Source organism: Metabacillus sp. FJAT-52054 (assembly GCF_037201815.1).
GTDB lineage: Bacteria > Bacillota > Bacilli > Bacillales > Bacillaceae > Metabacillus_B > Metabacillus_B sediminis.
This window is the reverse complement of record NZ_CP147407.1, coordinates 1,075,877-1,091,920: the sequence shown is the minus strand read 5'-3', so window position 1 is coordinate 1,091,920 and position 16,044 is coordinate 1,075,877. Positions and strand designations below refer to the sequence as shown.

The 16,044-nt window shown below is 43.9% G+C and carries 15 protein-coding genes; 11 read left to right on the top strand and 4 right to left on the bottom strand.

All coding sequences use genetic code 11. The features are described from left to right. Positions 1-83: 83 nt before the first annotated feature. The 7 genes from WCV65_RS05860 (at position 84) to ugpC (ending at position 7,594) form a co-directional block, all read left to right on the top strand. A complete protein-coding gene (locus WCV65_RS05860; protein WP_338780797.1) occupies positions 84-1,445 on the top strand; it encodes a YheC/YheD family protein in 1,362 nt (453 codons plus the stop codon). Positions 1,446-1,450: 5 nt separating this feature from the next. Further along, a complete protein-coding gene (locus WCV65_RS05855) occupies positions 1,451-2,539 on the top strand; it encodes a YheC/YheD family protein (RefSeq protein ID WP_338780795.1) in 1,089 nt (362 codons plus the stop codon). Positions 2,540-2,563: 24 nt separating this feature from the next. Next, a complete protein-coding gene (locus WCV65_RS05850; RefSeq protein ID WP_338780793.1) occupies positions 2,564-3,934 on the top strand; it encodes a YheC/YheD family protein in 1,371 nt (456 codons plus the stop codon). Further along, a complete protein-coding gene (locus WCV65_RS05845; protein ID WP_338780791.1) occupies positions 3,931-4,959 on the top strand; it encodes a YheC/YheD family protein in 1,029 nt (342 codons plus the stop codon). Before WCV65_RS05850 ends, WCV65_RS05845 begins: the two co-directional genes overlap by 4 nt. 156 nt (positions 4,960-5,115) lie before the next feature. Further along, a complete protein-coding gene (locus WCV65_RS05840; RefSeq protein WP_035406579.1) occupies positions 5,116-5,325 on the top strand; it encodes a YheE family protein in 210 nt (69 codons plus the stop codon). Positions 5,326-5,433: 108 nt separating this feature from the next. Next, positions 5,434-6,339 (top strand): helix-turn-helix domain-containing protein, encoded by a 906-nt coding sequence (locus WCV65_RS05835; RefSeq protein ID WP_338780789.1) that lies wholly within the window; start codon positions 5,434-5,436, stop codon positions 6,337-6,339. A gap of 127 nt (positions 6,340-6,466) precedes the next feature. After that, a complete protein-coding gene (ugpC, locus tag WCV65_RS05830) occupies positions 6,467-7,594 on the top strand; it encodes a sn-glycerol-3-phosphate ABC transporter ATP-binding protein UgpC (protein ID WP_338780787.1) in 1,128 nt (375 codons plus the stop codon). A gap of 282 nt (positions 7,595-7,876) precedes the next feature. On the opposite strand, the gene WCV65_RS05825 is transcribed toward ugpC, so the two are convergent. Beyond that, complete coding sequence (locus WCV65_RS05825; protein WP_035406585.1) at positions 7,877-8,119, bottom strand: hypothetical protein; 243 nt, start codon at positions 8,117-8,119, stop codon at positions 7,877-7,879. Between the two features lie 254 nt (positions 8,120-8,373). On the opposite strand from WCV65_RS05825, the gene WCV65_RS05820 reads away from it, so the two are divergent. Both WCV65_RS05820 and WCV65_RS05815 read left to right on the top strand, forming a co-directional pair. Continuing rightward, on the top strand, positions 8,374-8,574 hold the full coding sequence (locus WCV65_RS05820; RefSeq protein ID WP_035406588.1) for an alpha/beta-type small acid-soluble spore protein: 201 nt from the start codon (positions 8,374-8,376) through the stop codon (positions 8,572-8,574). Between the two features lie 309 nt (positions 8,575-8,883). Beyond that, entirely contained in the window at positions 8,884-9,501 is a 618-nt protein-coding gene (locus WCV65_RS05815; RefSeq protein ID WP_338780783.1) for an NAD(P)H-binding protein, read from the top strand. Between the two features lie 34 nt (positions 9,502-9,535). Here WCV65_RS05815 and WCV65_RS05810 read toward each other — a convergent pair whose 3' ends face one another. Beyond that, positions 9,536-9,886: a helix-turn-helix domain-containing protein gene (locus WCV65_RS05810; RefSeq protein ID WP_123914698.1), complete on the bottom strand. Its 351-nt coding sequence runs from the start codon at positions 9,884-9,886 to the stop codon at positions 9,536-9,538. Positions 9,887-10,018: 132 nt separating this feature from the next. On the opposite strand from WCV65_RS05810, the gene WCV65_RS05805 reads away from it, so the two are divergent. Continuing rightward, positions 10,019-10,687, top strand: coding sequence for an NAD(P)H-dependent oxidoreductase (locus WCV65_RS05805; protein ID WP_338780779.1), 669 nt, complete (start codon positions 10,019-10,021; stop codon positions 10,685-10,687). Positions 10,688-10,729: 42 nt separating this feature from the next. Here the strand turns inward: WCV65_RS05805 and WCV65_RS05800 are convergent, their stop codons facing one another. Both WCV65_RS05800 and WCV65_RS05795 read right to left on the bottom strand, forming a co-directional pair. Further along, complete coding sequence (locus tag WCV65_RS05800) at positions 10,730-12,760, bottom strand: ABC transporter ATP-binding protein (RefSeq protein WP_338780777.1); 2,031 nt, start codon at positions 12,758-12,760, stop codon at positions 10,730-10,732. Beyond that, complete coding sequence (locus tag WCV65_RS05795; RefSeq protein ID WP_338780775.1) at positions 12,757-14,514, bottom strand: ABC transporter transmembrane domain-containing protein; 1,758 nt, start codon at positions 14,512-14,514, stop codon at positions 12,757-12,759. Before WCV65_RS05795 ends, WCV65_RS05800 begins: the two co-directional genes overlap by 4 nt. Before the next feature lie 1,046 nt (positions 14,515-15,560). On the opposite strand from WCV65_RS05795, the gene WCV65_RS05790 reads away from it, so the two are divergent. After that, positions 15,561-15,845, top strand: coding sequence for a hypothetical protein (locus tag WCV65_RS05790; RefSeq protein WP_035406604.1), 285 nt, complete (start codon positions 15,561-15,563; stop codon positions 15,843-15,845). Positions 15,846-16,044: the final 199 nt, after the last annotated feature.

Here is a 16,044-nt window from a genome sequence, read left to right as displayed (position 1 = left end):
CTTCTCCATAAACTGCTGATAAGGACATCTGCCTAGAACAAATTATAAGTCTAGTTACGCCATTCGGCAAATGAGGGATTGCGATGAAATGGATGAAAACCGATATTTTTTTTCACGAGGATTCGGAACCTTCCGTAAGAATCAGCAGCGGACTGCTTAATCGATTTGGCCAGTTCTCACCTCCCAGATGGAGCTTCCTTTCGATTGGAAGGAATAGAGTCAAAGTCCGCCTCGTAATTATAGATGATAAGAGTTTTTTCCTTTCCATTTCAAAAACGGCTCTTGAGGCCGCTTTTGTTCCGGAATGGCTAGTGGGAGGACAGAGCTGGTCAGTTTGTATGGCAGCAGAAGGAATTAGGATTGGCCCCATATTTGCCCTGCTTACAGATATCCGGTCTGCTAAAGAAAGCATTGCACTTGGAAATATGGAGGATTATTGTGTAGAGCTCGCGTCTTATTGCGAGGAAAAAGGCTATCTCTTTTATCTTTTTTCATTGAAGGACTGGAAGGATAAGCATGTGAGCGGATGGGTCCGGCATAAGGAGCAATGGATCAGGACGTTTTTGCCCTTTCCTAATGCTGTGCATAACCGTCTGCACCAAAGGAGAACGGAGCTCGATGTTCGGTTTGCGGCATTCACAGATGGACTTCAGCAGCACAATATTCCCTATTTTAATCAGCGTTTTTTGAACAAATGGGAAGTCCATCAATGGCTGGAGGCTGATCCCGTTTTACTCCCCTATGTTCCGGTTTCAAGAAAGCTTGCTTCTAAACGGGATTACGAATTGTATACTGCTTCCTACACTGACTTTTTTGTAAAGCCGATCTATGGCAGCCAGGGGAAAAAGATCTTCCGGATCAGGGAAACGGATGAGGGCTATTTACTTGATGATACCTCTTCAATTGACCCGGCTGCTTCTTTCAAAAATACGGATGAAATGTTCAGGCACATGTATCCCCGCCTTACAAAGGAACCTTATATGCTGCAGGAGACGATCCGAATCATTACGTATCATAGTAAGCCAATGGATTTCCGCATCCTCTGCCATAAAAAGAATGATCTCGACTGGGCGGTCACTTCTATGACAGCAAGGGTGTCATCCGAGAATACGTTCGTTTCAAATCTCTATCAAGGCGGTGCGGCATTTCCTGTAAAAAAAATCCTCGAAGAGCTCTATGGGGTAAAAAAGGGGCGGAACATCCGGAATTTGCTTGCTGAGCTTTCCCGGGAAATCTGCTTCGCGGTTGAAAGGAACTCAAATGGCTGCTATGGCGAGCTTGGAATTGATTTAACCCTTGATCAGGATGAACGGCTTTGGCTCATTGAAATTAATTCAAAGCCCTCCAAAAGCAGTGAATATATTCCCGGACAGATGAGGGTTAGACCGTCTGCAAAGGCTGTAGTGGACTATGGAATTTATTTAAGTAAGCTGAATGGGGTGTGAAGAGAATGAAGTCTGTGCTTGGGTTTATGACGCTTCATCAGGAAGCAGAAAAATCGTATTCCACTGAAATTGCCAAAAGAGCCGGGTCGTTTGGACTGACTGTGTTCAGGTTTTGTCCTGCTGACATTCAGCCCGGCACTGCTCTATTAAAGGGATTTTTATATGAACAGGATGAATGGAAGCCTTCTCTTCAGCCGCTGCCAGCCTTTATTTATGATCGCTGCTTTTATAGCAAAGGCGACCGTTCGGCTAAATCCCGGCCAATCGCTGACTGGCTGAAAAACAGACCGGATACCGTATTTCTGGGTAAAGGCTTGCCAGATAAATGGACAGTGCATCAGGCGATTATGAAAGATTCTACCCTCTCCTTCTATTTACCGGATACCGCACAGATTGATACAGCTAAGGACATACTTCCCCTTCTTTTCAGGGAACGGCAATGCATGCTGAAGCCTGTAAAAGGGGCGCAGGGACGGGGAATAATCGCCCTGTCTTTGAGCGGGAAAACCATTGAAGCGGTTTATCATAACGGTGCAAATAAGAAAACAAAGGGATTCTCTTCCATTGAGGAATTCGAAATCTGGATGAACCTGTTTCTAAAACAATCCACATCTCCCTATCTCATTCAGCCGCTGCTTCAGCTCACAGACCGGAGCCGGTATCCATTTGATATCCGTATTTTGATGCAAAAGGATGGGAGCGGAAATTGGGCTGAACGCGGCCGCGGGATCAGGCGCGGCTATCAGGGATCGTTTATTTCCAACCTTGGAAGCGGAGGTGAGGCACTATCCTATGAAGATTGGTTTCAAAGACTATCGCGCCGCCAGGCTTATTTATTCCATGACGACCTCAGCACGATTCTCTCAAAATTGCCGATCGTTCTTGAACAGTCCTTCTCTTCGTTATTTGAGCTTGGTATAGATATTGGATATTCAAGAGACGGGTCTATTTGGATTCTGGATGTGAATTCAAAGCCGGGACGCCAGCTGATTATGCAAACCCAGCCAGACCAAAAGAACAACTTATACGAAGCGCCGCTGGCATACTGCAAGCACCTGCTGGCTAAAACCGCCAATGCCGATCAAGAGCAATAGATTGAAAGGAGCCTGAATGCCGTTATGTCCGATATCTACACGCTATATTTATTGAATGAAGAAGACAACGGACCGGAATTTGTGTTTCCGTCCAGACATGATGTATTTGAAGAAGTAAGCCACGCTGCCTTTGGAACGTTCTGCCTTCCATGCACTTCACAGGCAACAGGGAAAAATGGCTGGGAAATTGGAGTTCATCCAGCAATGGCTGAAAAACTCAAGCTTCCCTTTCCAGGAAAAACCCGGGTGCTCATCCATGATGGAATTCTTTATTTAGGGCCGCTAATCGGAATTTTCACAGCAGGCTTCACCGATTCTCTCCTCAGGCCGGTCGGCGAGCGGTCCCTATTTTTCGCAAGATTGATGAGCATGGATCAGACAGCCGGCATGTACACAGTCGTGTTTGGAGCACATCACATTAACTGGGAAAATGGGACCGTGATGGGCTATACATACGGCCAAAAAGGCTGGAGTGAGCTTGAGGTTCCCATCCCGAATGTTGTTTATGACCGCCTTCCGAACCGTAAATCTGAAAATCATCACGCTTTAAAGCTTGTTAAGCGGCGCTTAATCGAAGAATACGGCATTCCATGGTTTAATCCGGGATTCTTTAATAAATGGGATATTCATCAAACCCTTTCTCGTATTCCAGATGCGAAAGAGTTTTTACCAGAAACCATCCTTGGACCGACTCTTGAGCAGATCGAACAAATGCTGAGCTCGTACAAAAGTGTTTACTTAAAACCCGCTAACGGCAGTCTCGGTCTTGGCGTATTTCAGCTCATGTACAGCCGTAAGGAGGAATGCTATTACTGTAAATACAGAGATGAAGCCTTTCAAAATAAACTGCGGAAATATCCTTCACTTGAACACTTTTTCAAGCATTCCTTCAACGGAAGAGTACTTGATTCATACTTGGCGCAGCAGGGCATCGAGCTTTTCCGGCAGAATAATCAGGCAGTTGATTTCCGCATTCATACGAATAAAGATTCGAAGGGCGAATGGAGTGTCACTGCGATCGCAGCTAAGATTGCCGGGAAGGGAAGCGTGACCACCCACTTAAACAGCGGAGGGATTGTTAAAACTCTTGAAGAGCTGATTGAGGATCCGCAGGAACGGATTCGCGTACTTCATAATTTAACGGAGTCCTCCATTTTGCTTAGTGAGCACATTGATGAAAATATTCCTGGCTTTATTGGGGAAATCGGCTTTGACCTTGGTCTGGACCAGACAGGGAAGATTTGGCTGTTTGAAGCCAATTCCAAACCAGGACGATCCATCTTCTCCCACCCAAAGCTAAAGGACGGAGATTTGCTTTCCAGAAGACAATTTTTAGATTATGCGATGTTCCTGATGAAAAAGTCGATTGAATCCCCTGAGGATATTGTTCAATGACGAGTGGACAGCCGCGAATTGCCATTTTAACAGCTCCAGGGAAAAAAAATCGAACCTTTTTTGGAAGTGAGTTTTATTTTAAGAAACTAATCGGAGAGGTTTCAAGGCTTGGTGGCCTCTGCTATGTAGTCACTCCAGAGGGGATAAAGGAAAAATACGCGGAGGGCTTCAGTTTTTTTGCAGAAAAGCACCAGTGGCAATTGATGAAAGCTCCTCTCCCTGACGTAATCTATAATCGCATTCCCTCCAGAATCGCAGAAATAAAAGCTGAAGATTGCCTAAAGAAGCTAAAGGAAAAAAAAATTCCAATCTTTAATCCTTCATTTTTTAACAAATGGGAAATCTGGAATACGCTGTCTGATATCCCCCTTCTCCGCCCCTTCCTTCCAATCACCTCTCTAATTGAAAGTGAAGAGGAACTTCGGGAATGGACAGCACGGCTTGGTCAGATTTACATCAAACCGGTGAACCAATGCAAAGGAAAAGGAATCATGAAAGTAACCGCTTTGGGCGGTCAGAATGTGATATCGGAGTCCATCGAGGTTCCCCCCCATCAATCTACGATTAGGGAAGTGTGGGAGCAAATTTCTGATATTCCTGTCATCGTTCAGCAGTCGATTGATTCTGATTTACTAAACGGACAAAAATATGACCTGCGGCTGCTCGGAATTTTGAATGGAACGACCCACGTTCTCGTTGGAACCGGAGTGCGTGCATCCAAAAAGCAGAATCTGACTACTCATGTACCTGCTGGAGGGCAAATCGTTCCTTTCCGATTTGTTGAGAATAGGATAGATATGGATCAGCTCCATTTCATCACGGAAACCGCTGGCAAAGCACTGTCAGATCGCTACGGACTTATCGGAGAATTTTCGATTGATGCAGGTGTTGATCAAAACGGAAACCTCTATATTTATGAAATTAACTCTAAACCCATGAAATTTGATGAACCTGAAATTGAAGGCGCAAGAATTTCTAAACTCAGCCGTTTGTTTATGCAATTAGCGGAGAACAGATCCTTTTGACCAGTTATTGGCAAAAGGATTTTTTTCATTTATGCCGTATTTATACAGCGAGAAGACTCCTACTTCAATCTGACTAAGTGTGGGATGAATCGAAGTGGCAGATCGTTCAAGCCGTATAAATTTTATTACCGATATGGAATCAAGGAGTGATTACAGATGGTTCAGCATTTTCAATGGAAACCTCTTTTCAAGCAGGCAAATTTGCCTGGATGGCGGATTTCTTTTTATTTTAAAGGAACTCATTACGACGGCATCTACCATAAGAACGGGCAGGTGGAGTGGGGAACAGCCATTCCTCCCGGGGATGAGGAGGAGCATCTAATCTCCCAGATCCATGAACTGATGCTTTTCCACGTTTATGAATAAGCTAAAAAGAACGGACCCTCCTCCGTTCTTTTTTAGCTGCGCTTCCAATATTCATCCTGTCCCGCTACCTGTTATAATAAAAGGAGTACCAGGTAAAGGAGTCTGACTATGCTTCAGCAATTGATGCTTTACTTCGACAATGATTTTTTATCAGGGCCTCCAAGGCTGCTGGATGAATATAAATGGTTTGAAACGGCGGATGGAGAAAGCTTCGGGATACGAAAATCAAGGCTGGCACCCAATGAAACAGAGCTGCTTCAAGCCCTGTTTGCCGCAGCTGTTTCTCCGGATAGTACTTATTTATCGGGGATCAGCCACAAGGAAAAGAGCTGGTTTTATTATTTAACCGGCAAAGAAGACTCTCCGCCAGATGATTTTCCAGTCCGCTTTATCCATGCAGAGTTCAGTGAGAGGATTGAGGATAAGCCTGCTTTGTTAGAAGCAGTGGCAGGGTTTATGGAAGAAGCCCTGGTCATTTGGCTTTCTGATCAATCAGGAGTCATCATTGAGAAGGCTCCTTCGGGTTTGCTTGATATGGAATCCATTACAGCCCTCTCCTCCTCCCTATTAAGCGACTTCTTTATTGAACCTGCGTTTTTTATCGGGCAAATTCACGAGAGTAATTCCAGGCTCAGGGAAAAGTTCCAAGCCGAAAAAGACATGTTCAGGGAATTTCCAGGTAAGCTTCCTAAAGGGAAAGTGATTACCTTTTACGAAGCCTGTCCTCTTTTTATGACCGGACAGCGCTATCTTAGTTTACGGAATGCTATATCCGACCGGCTGCTGGATACATTGGATGAGGCAGAACTGGTTTCAACCTTAAAAGTATTCTTCACGTGCAATTTAAATGTGTCATCCGCCTCCAAAGCACTTTATATGCATCGGAACAGCCTGCAGTATCGAATCGATCGTTTCATTGAAAGAACCGGTATTGATATCAAATATTTCACGAATGCTTTAGCCGTTTATTTGCTGATCATTCACAGGGAGAATGCCCTCCCAGCGCCGGAATAGGCAAAGTGCACGAAAGCCCTTTCATTTTTTTGTGCAACTTGTCTATTTACGCATTCACCTCCTTTTCCTAGAATGAGAGCATAGATAAAACGCTTTCAAAACTTGCACAATAACAGGAGGAAGAGACATGGCAGAATTAGTATTGAATTCCATCCATAAAATTTACGACAATAAAGTAACCGCGGTTAGCGATTTTAACCTTCATATTCAAGATAAAGAATTTATCGTGTTCGTAGGTCCGTCAGGCTGCGGTAAATCTACGACACTTCGTATGATTGCAGGTCTTGAAGAAATCTCCAAAGGTGATTTTGTGATTGACGGCAAGCGCATGAATGATGTAGCACCGAAGGACCGCGATATCGCGATGGTTTTCCAAAACTACGCTCTTTACCCTCATATGAACGTATACGATAACATGGCATTCGGTTTAAAGCTTCGTAAATTCCCTAAGGATGAAATTGACCGCCGCGTAAAAGACGCAGCAAGAATCCTTGGTCTTGAACAGTACTTAGACCGTAAACCAAAAGCTCTTTCCGGCGGTCAGCGCCAGCGTGTTGCACTTGGCCGTGCAATCGTGCGCGACGCAAAGGTTTTCCTTATGGATGAGCCGCTTTCCAACCTTGATGCAAAGCTTCGTGTACAAATGCGCGCAGAAATTTCCAAGCTGCATCAGCGTCTTCAAACAACAACTATCTATGTAACGCATGACCAAACGGAAGCTATGACAATGGCAACGCGTCTTGTTGTTATGAAAGACGGTCTGATCCAGCAGGTTGGAGCTCCAAAAGAAGTGTACGAAAAGCCTGAAAACGTATTCGTTGGCGGGTTCATCGGATCTCCTGCAATGAACTTCCTGACAGGAAAACTTTCAGACGGCTTCTTTGAAATGAGCGGCGAAAAAGTAACCGTTCCTGAAGGTAAAATGAAATTCCTTCGCGAGCAAGGCTATGTCGGCAAAGAAATTATCATGGGAATTCGTCCTGAAGATATCCATGATGAGCCTGTATTCGTTGACGCTTCCATCGGATCTAAAATCGATGCAAAAATTGAAGTATCCGAGCTTATGGGTGCAGAAACCATGCTTTACTCTCAAGTAGCAGGACAGGAATTTATCGCACGTGTTGATTCCCGTACAGATATTGATCCGGGACAGGTTCTGCCACTTGCATTTGATATGAACAAAGTTCACTTCTTCGACAAAGATTCCGAATCCAGAATCCGTCCTGCAAGTGAAGCGAAGGCTGTATTGGTTTAATTTAAATCAAAAAGAAGCTGCCCCCACGGCAGCTTCTTTTTTTATTCAGACCGTGTTAAATGTGAAAACTTCACTTTTTAATTGGCTTTGTAAAAGCATGGTGTTGATTTTTAACACCTTTTGATTGGTTCGGAAAGCGAACGCCTGCTTGCTGCAATCAGCCGCCAAGATTAAAAGAGCTTTATTCTTAGATATTTATGATATGAGGGATACAGTAAGTGAAAGAAATTATTGGGTTAGCAGGGATTTTTCTAAAATGTTTGAGGCAGCCTCTGGAGAGTCTCACTCTTTTATAACCGCAATTTCCTCATGCAAGCAATTGCCACAGCTGTATTGGTGAACACACTCATGCTGTTCCAAGGAATGAAGAACCCCGTCATACAGCTTCATTGTATCAATATCCATATATGCACTATAATCATCCAGAAAATCTGTTGCCCTGCCATCGTCCGCCATGATTGTCCCGCAGTTTGGACAGAGAATCATTTTTTCCTCAAACCCGTTGCAAAGCGGGCACATGTCCATCTGAATCCAACTCCTTCACCATTCCTTCTGTTCGTATTTTTCACCCTTGTCAATTAAATATGTGCCTCTTTTTTTCACGTTGAATAAATTACCAATTTAAATCCGGATTAAAAATCCGAATTGGAAACATAATACGTATTGTAGCAAGCGCAATGGATCAAGCCGACAGAGGCAGGAGGTTCACTCGCTGATTCTCCGGCTGGTGCAAGCCCAGCTGATCCAACCAAAAAATTAATGTATAGGAGTTGACACACATGGCAAACAGCAACAGCTCAAACCAACTAGTAGTACCTGGTGCACAACAAGCTATCGATCAAATGAAATATGAGATCGCTACTGAGTTTGGAGTAAACCTAGGAGCAGAAACAACTGCACGCGCTAACGGTTCTGTAGGCGGAGAAATCACAAAACGTCTAGTACAAATGGCTCAACAGTCTTTTGGCGGAGCTCGTTAATTAAATAACTTGGATTCGAAGGGAGTTGCCTCGCGCATCTCCCTTCTTCTATTTTGGTGGAATAGCGGCAGACTATTCATGGCTGGAAATCCCGCATATCTCTTTTGTTTGGCGGTTCCCGCAGAGTCAAACCTCCATATAATGAAAAAAAGGGATGGAGGGAGCTTTGGAGAATGACTGCCGAGCTGGATTGGGGTTTAATTGGATTTATTCTTTTATTTTTTTTGCAGGAAACTGATTTGCCTTTTCGGCTATTTCTTTTTAAAAATCCGCAAAGTAAGGTATGATGAGGAAAAAGGGGGTGGCCATATGACCATCGCATTTTTGGGAAGTACGGGCCGGGTAGGCCTTGAACTTGCCTCCTTCCTCACTGAAGCCGGACAGCCCTTCAAAGCACTGGTCCGGTCTCCAGAAAAACTTCAGGCTATTGGGAACACTGAAATCATAGAAGGAAATGCTCGGAATGCAGAGGACGTGGAAAGAACCATTGCAGGATGCAAAACGATTATCAGCTGTCTGAATACAGATGGCAATGATACGTTATCCGTCAGCATGGAAATCATCCTGGACGCTGCAAGAAAACATGGCATTGAAAGAATGATTACCGTCGGAACCGCAGGGATCCTTCAGTCCAGAAATGATCCATCCCTGTACCGGTTTCAATCCAATGAATCGAAGCAGCGTTCAACGAGAGCCGCCGAAGAACATGCGAAGGTGTATGAAATGCTGAGGGAATCGGATTTAAACTGGACAATCGCATGCCCTACCTACTTACCGGATGGAAAGCTAACGGGAATCTACCGCTCTGAAGAAAATGTGCTTCCTGATGGCGGTACATCCATTTCCGTACAGGACACGGCTCATTTTGTGTTCCATGAATGGCAGAATCCGAAACATACCAAAAAACGTGTTGGGCTTGCTTATTAGAAAAGCGCCGCATCCTCCCGATGCAGCGCTTTTCTTATGCCTCATTCTTCCTTTTTTCCATCACATACTCGACATGATGCTCTCCCCATTCTCTCATCATCAAAATGAGCGGTTTCAGAGATTGGCCGAATTCAGTAAGAGAATACTCGACTTTTGGAGGAATTTCTTTATAGATTTCCCGGTGAACGATTCCATCTCTCTCCAGCTCTCTAAGCTGAAGGGTTAGCATGCGCTGTGTGATTTCCCCATTCAGACGTTTAAGTTCATTAAATCGTTTTTTGCCGTCGAGCAAATAGAAAAGTATAACCCCTTTCCATTTTCCTCCGATAATATCAAGCGTCGCTGCGACAGAACAAGAATACCCATATGCTTTAAAATCCGTCATTTTTCCCACTCCATCTTACAGTATAAAAATTGTTCCTATACCACATACATGTGCGTACTTACATTTATCATTCCAATTTATTATACTAAATCCAGCAGCAATTCAACAACAACAACAGGAGGATACATTGAAATGAACATTCAAGATAAAAAACAGGAAATCTTAAAGGCATTCCAGTTCCGGCATGCAGCTAAAACATTTCAGGTAGATAAGAAAATCCCTCAAGAGGATTTCCATTTCATCCTGGAAACCGCAAGACTGTCACCGTCTTCATTTGGGTATGAACCATGGAAAATACTTGTCGTTCAAAATAAAGAGATCCGAGAAAAACTAATGCCTTGTACGTGGGGTGGAAAAGGCCAGCTGCAGACTGCCAGCCATTTTATTCTGATCTTTTCAAGAAATGAGAAAGACATGCACCACGAATCTCCATATATCCAGCATATGATGGATGCAAACGGACTTCCCGAGGAATCCCAGAAAATCAGACGAAGTATTTTTAAAACGTTTCAGGAATCTGATTTTAAGCTCCTTGAATCGAGCCGCGCGATGTTTGACTGGTCATCCAAGCAATCGTATATTGCGCTCGCCAATATGATGACATCTGCAGCCCAAATCGGGATCGATTCCTGTCCGATTGAAGGATTTGATAAAGATAAAGTGGAACAAGTGCTCCGTGAGGAAGGAATTTTAACTGGCGATAACCTGGAATTGTCTGTCATGGCCGCTTTCGGTTACCGCGTCGATGAACCAAGAGCTAAAACGAGACAGTCTCTCGATACCCTTGTAAACTGGGTTTAATATCCATAGAAAAAAGCCCGCTGCTAAACGAGCGGGCTTTTTTTATCCTGCGAGGCTGCTGCCTGCATTTTGTTTTCCTTGCTGCAGCTTATACATTTGATAATATTTTCCTTCAAGCTTCATCAGCTCATCATGATTTCCTTTTTCCACGATTTGGCCGTGATCCAACACGAGAATTTGATCTGCATTTTTTATCGTTGAAAGCCTGTGCGCTATGATAAATGTCGTACGGCCTTTTTTCAGGACTTCCATAGCCTCCTGAATAATTGCTTCCGTTTCGGTATCAATGCTTGCAGTCGCTTCGTCCAAAATCAAAATTGCCGGATCAAACGCGAGAGCACGCGCGAATGAAATGAGCTGGCGCTGACCGGAAGATAAAGTACTGCCCTTTTCAATCACCGGCTCATCAAAACCTTTAGGCAGGTTCTTCAGCAGATTTTCCGCACCGACATCGGTTAGGGCCTTTTCAATTTGCTCTCGAGTGATTTCCTCATTTTCAAGATTTACGTTCGAAGAGATGGTCCCTGAAAACAGAAAAGGATCCTGGAGAACAATTCCCATATGCTTCCGAACTTCCTGTCTCGAAAGATCCTGAATGTTTACACCATCAATCGTAATTTTCCCCGTCCTGACATCATAGAAACGGAACAGCAGGTTCATAATTGAGCTTTTTCCGGAACCCGTGTGGCCAACTAGTGCGACGGTTTCCCCCTGCTTCGCTTCAAAATGGATATCCTTGAGTACATCATGATCCTCCGTATAGCCAAAGGAGACATGGTCAAATACTACATTTCCTTTATACCGCCTGTTATTGGCTTCTTCTACATCGATTCCTTTCTCATCAAGCAGACTGAAAACCCTGTTTGACGCGACACGTGCCTGTTCCAGCTGCGCAAACTGGTTGACGATTCCCGAAATCGGCTGGAACAAGCGGTTCAGGTAATCAACAAATGCATAAAGGACTCCAAGCGAAACCATGGAACCTGGATTCAGGGATGCTCCCCCAAAGTACCAAATAAGCGCAACAAAGGCCACATTTCGGATAAATCCAACCATGTTGTGAGAAAGAAGGGCATTGATGCTGAGGAGTTTGTTTTGATAATGGAAATGCTCTTCATTCAGCTTTTCAAACTCTTCTGTCGTCTCCTTTTGGCGGCGAAACGCCTGAATGATGGTCATGCCTTGAATCGATTCGTTCACCATTGCATTGATATCACTGACAAGAGTACGGATTTTCTCATTGTAATTTGATGAAAACTTCCGGTAAGCAATCGTCCATAAAACCAGAATCGGTAAAATGACCATGCAAATCAGTGCAAGTTTTGCTTCCAGCAGGAATAAAGCAATAAAAATACCGGTAATGTAGATAGCACTTGTAAAGAATGTTGCCAGAACCGCAACATACAGCTCTCTAATCGCTTCCGTATCATTGGTCACCCTTGCTACCACTTTCCCTGCAGGAAGGTTATCAAAATATTTGATTGGAAGCCGCTGGATGTGTTCGAAAATATCCTCTCTCATTCTTTGAATGATGCGGTTTGAGGTTACCTGCAGAAAGAATCGCTGGCCATAGTTAAAGAATGATGCAAGAACAAGGAGGCCCAAATAAAGACCCATCAGATAAATCAGACCGCTGACTTCTGGCTCGTAAAAGGCTAAAAGTTCATCCTTGCTCAGTTTACTTGCCGGATAAGAGGTCTCTCCATCACGGTTTTTTATTATTAGCTCTCCGTTTGCTGCTCTTCGTTCTCCGTCTTCCTTAACAGCCTCCGGAATAAAATAATAATTCAATTTGGTTTGCAGGACGTGAACCTGTTTCCCCTTTTGCTCCCCTTCTGTGAACCGGTCGCCCCGTTTATACGTTTTTCCTTTATAGGCTACTGTATCCTTTCCCCGGGACTCTGTCTCAAACCAGGGCTTTTCAATTCCGATAATATGATCATCAATCATTTTCTTGGCAATAATCGGACCTGTCAGCTCGGCACCAACGGCAACAGCCAGCATGAGCAGCGCAGCCAATAATGTTTTTTTGTACTTGAGGGCGTATTGAACTAAACGATTTCCTGTTTTCATGCGCCCACCCCGCCTTCATTTTGCGCCTCGACCTGCTGGCGCTCGTATTGAGTTTTATACCATCCATCTTCTTTCATAAGCTGCTGGTGCGTTCCTTCTTCAATGATTCTTCCATCTTCAAGAACGAGAATTCGGTCAGCATGTTCAACAGCCGAAAGACGGTGTGTTGTGATGAATGTCGTCTTTCCCTTCCGTTCACGGCGAATGTTTTCAATAATAGCCGTCTCGGTTTTCGCATCAACAGCAGATAAGGAATCATCCAATATCAAAATTTCAGGATTGGCGATCAAAGCCCGTGCGATTGAAATCCGCTGCTTTTGCCCGCCTGATAAAGCGACCCCTTTTTCCCCGACAAGGGTCTTCAGACCTTCAGGCAGCATCTCAATGTCTTTTCTGAAAAATGCTGAATCGATTGCGTGCTCCACATCTTCTTCGGTGCCGTCTTTCTTACCGAAAAGAATATTCTCACGCACGCTTCTTGAGAAAAGAATATGATCCTGAGGGACATATCCGATCCATTTCTGCAGCGATTCCATTGGAATTCGCTGAATAGGAACTCCGCTAATCAGAATTTCACCTTTTCCAAGCGGGTATTGTCTGAGAAGCTGCCGGATAATGGTTGTCTTCCCGCTGCCTGTTTTTCCGACAATCCCAATGGTTTCTCCTCTTCCGGCTTTGAAGGACATTCCTTTTAAATTAGTAACCGCTGACGAGGGATAAGTAAATGCTACGTTTCGAAATTCGATTGTATCCGGTGTATCCACTTGAATTGGATGCTCATGATTCTTCACATCAGCTTCATAAGCCAATGTTTCATTTACACGGTCCAGTGAAGCATTTCCCCGCTGCATGATATTGATCAGCTCGCCAATGGCAAACATCGGCCAGATCATCATACCGAGATAAACGTTGAAGGAAACCAATTCTCCAAGCGTCAGCTCCTGATTAAAAACAAGATATGCACCATAGCCAAGACCAATCATATAGCTCATTCCAACAAGAAGCTTTATAGTCGGATCAAAAAGAGCATCAATTTTTGCTACAGCCACGTTCTTCCGGTACACATCATCTGTCATTGAACTAAAGCGTTTTACATCTTCTTTTTCCTGAACGAAAGCCCTTAATACGCGGATTCCCTGAACGGACTCAAGTACTTTATCATTCAAATCTCCGAACGAATCCTGAGCCAGCATAAAGCGTTCATGAATTTTCTTTCCATAGATGTTCATCGCAATCGCCATAAGGGGGAGTGGAAGAACCGCTGCAATCGTAAGCTTCCAGCTGATTAATATGGCCATCGAAAAAAGAATGGTTAACATAAATAAACTGGAATCAACGAGCGTTAATATACCGAAGCCGGTCGTTAATGACACAGCCTTTAGATCATTGGTAGCACGGGCCATTAAGTCGCCCGTTCTGTTTTTCTCATAGAATCTTGGTGTCATTTTAATCAAGTGTCCCATAAACTTCGAACGGAGAATTTTCTCAATTAATTGCGCTCCGCCGAACAAATTGTACATCCAAAAGTACGTCATGGTATAAGTCACAGCACCGAGACCTAAAAATAAGAGGACGTATTTTACAAGAGACTCCGAGGAAAAACTCCCCGCTTTAATTTCATCAATAACTGTTCCTAACAGCTTTGGCGGAATAACCTCGAGGATATTGACCATCTGCAGCAGAACAATCGCAATGGTATAGCGAAGCCAATACTTTTTAAAAAACCACTTTAATTTGCTTAAAACCGAAAACATGTATTCATCTCCCTTGCTTTTGTTTTTAAAACTAGCCGCTATCTGGATCTCCTTTATTTAAAAGCAGTCTGGAAATAGTTTTACGGGTCATTGTGTTTCCTCCTAAATTCGTTTTATTTATCTTTAAAAGACCGTTTCCAGCCTAAAAAAGCAAAAAAAGGCACACCATGGAGGATATGCCTTTTCCAAATAAAAAGGCATGGAACCGCGTTTTACCGCGGACCATGCCCTAACTAATAACAGCTGAAGAGTTATCAAGCTGTATATACGTTAAAGGAGGACCGCGCCTGATTGACGAACAGAAACAAACTTAACCATATCAATTCCCTTCATGACGCGTCCCTCCTTTCCAATTATTGTTTAATGTCTTTGTAAAGATATCATTTGTGACAGCTTTTTGTCAATTGTAAATTTTCAGAACAAAAGCGGAGGCGGCTTGTTCAGGCCTGAAGGACGGTGGAACTCCCGACCGAGCGGCGCTTTTTGCCGCGACCGAGGGAGTGAAGCGTCCGAAGGCCTAGCCGCCGGAGCTAGACGGAGTACGCGCGCTACACTAATAAAAGGAAGTTCTGCTAAAGGCGCGACGTCCTGTCGCAACGCAGAACTGACCTGCCTCCTGCAGGCCTCCGACAAGCATAAGACGATCAGCCGGAGAAAGGCAGTTTTCCCTTTCGCAGGATGAGCGGCTTATGACCTCGAGGGGCTAGAGCCAGGAGCTGGACGGAGTACAAGCGCTAATCCTCTTCTGCTAACGGGTTTTGGAGGCTTGGTTAGGCCTGAGAGACGGTGGAACTCCCGACCGAGGGGCGCTGACTTAAGGAAGTTCTGCTAAAAGCGCGACGTCCTGTCGCAACGCAGAACTGACCTGCCTCCTGCAGGCCTCCGACTGAGGGAATGAAGGCGGTTTATGATGGGGTGAGTATTCCTGTGCAAACAAGGCCTTTTTACCCATTTTCACCTTTTTCTGTTTCATTTCTTAATCAAAGAGGTAATAGAAATACAACATTAAAAAAAGAAAAGAAATCATAAAACAGGAGGGACTAGAAATGGAAAAAGCTACATATTTTGTTGGTTCTTCATTGAACATGGAACAGGCAATTGAATTGAACCAGCTTGCGAAAACACTTAATACTGACATATATATCAATGCAGACGAAAGGTCTAAAGTCGATGTATCCAAACTCCCATCTCTTGTCGCATTTTTGCTGACAGCTTCACATAACAAACAGCTTCAAATTATCTGTGATCGGGATAAATATGCTCAAGTAAGCGAAAAACTTGCTGAGCTGTTTGAGAAAGAAAATACTGCACTTTTATCACCTCTTCATTAATTAGCATAATCAACTCAGCAATGGGTACATTAAATTATAAAGTGCAAAGGAGAATGAACATGCTGCGTACAATTTTGATGGTTATTGGAGCAATCGTTGTTATCGCTTGGATTATCAATATGCTGTAAGAACAAGAACCTGCCGAGCAGGTTTTTTTTATTTGGTTTTTGACCTTATTACCGGCAAAAAAATATAATAA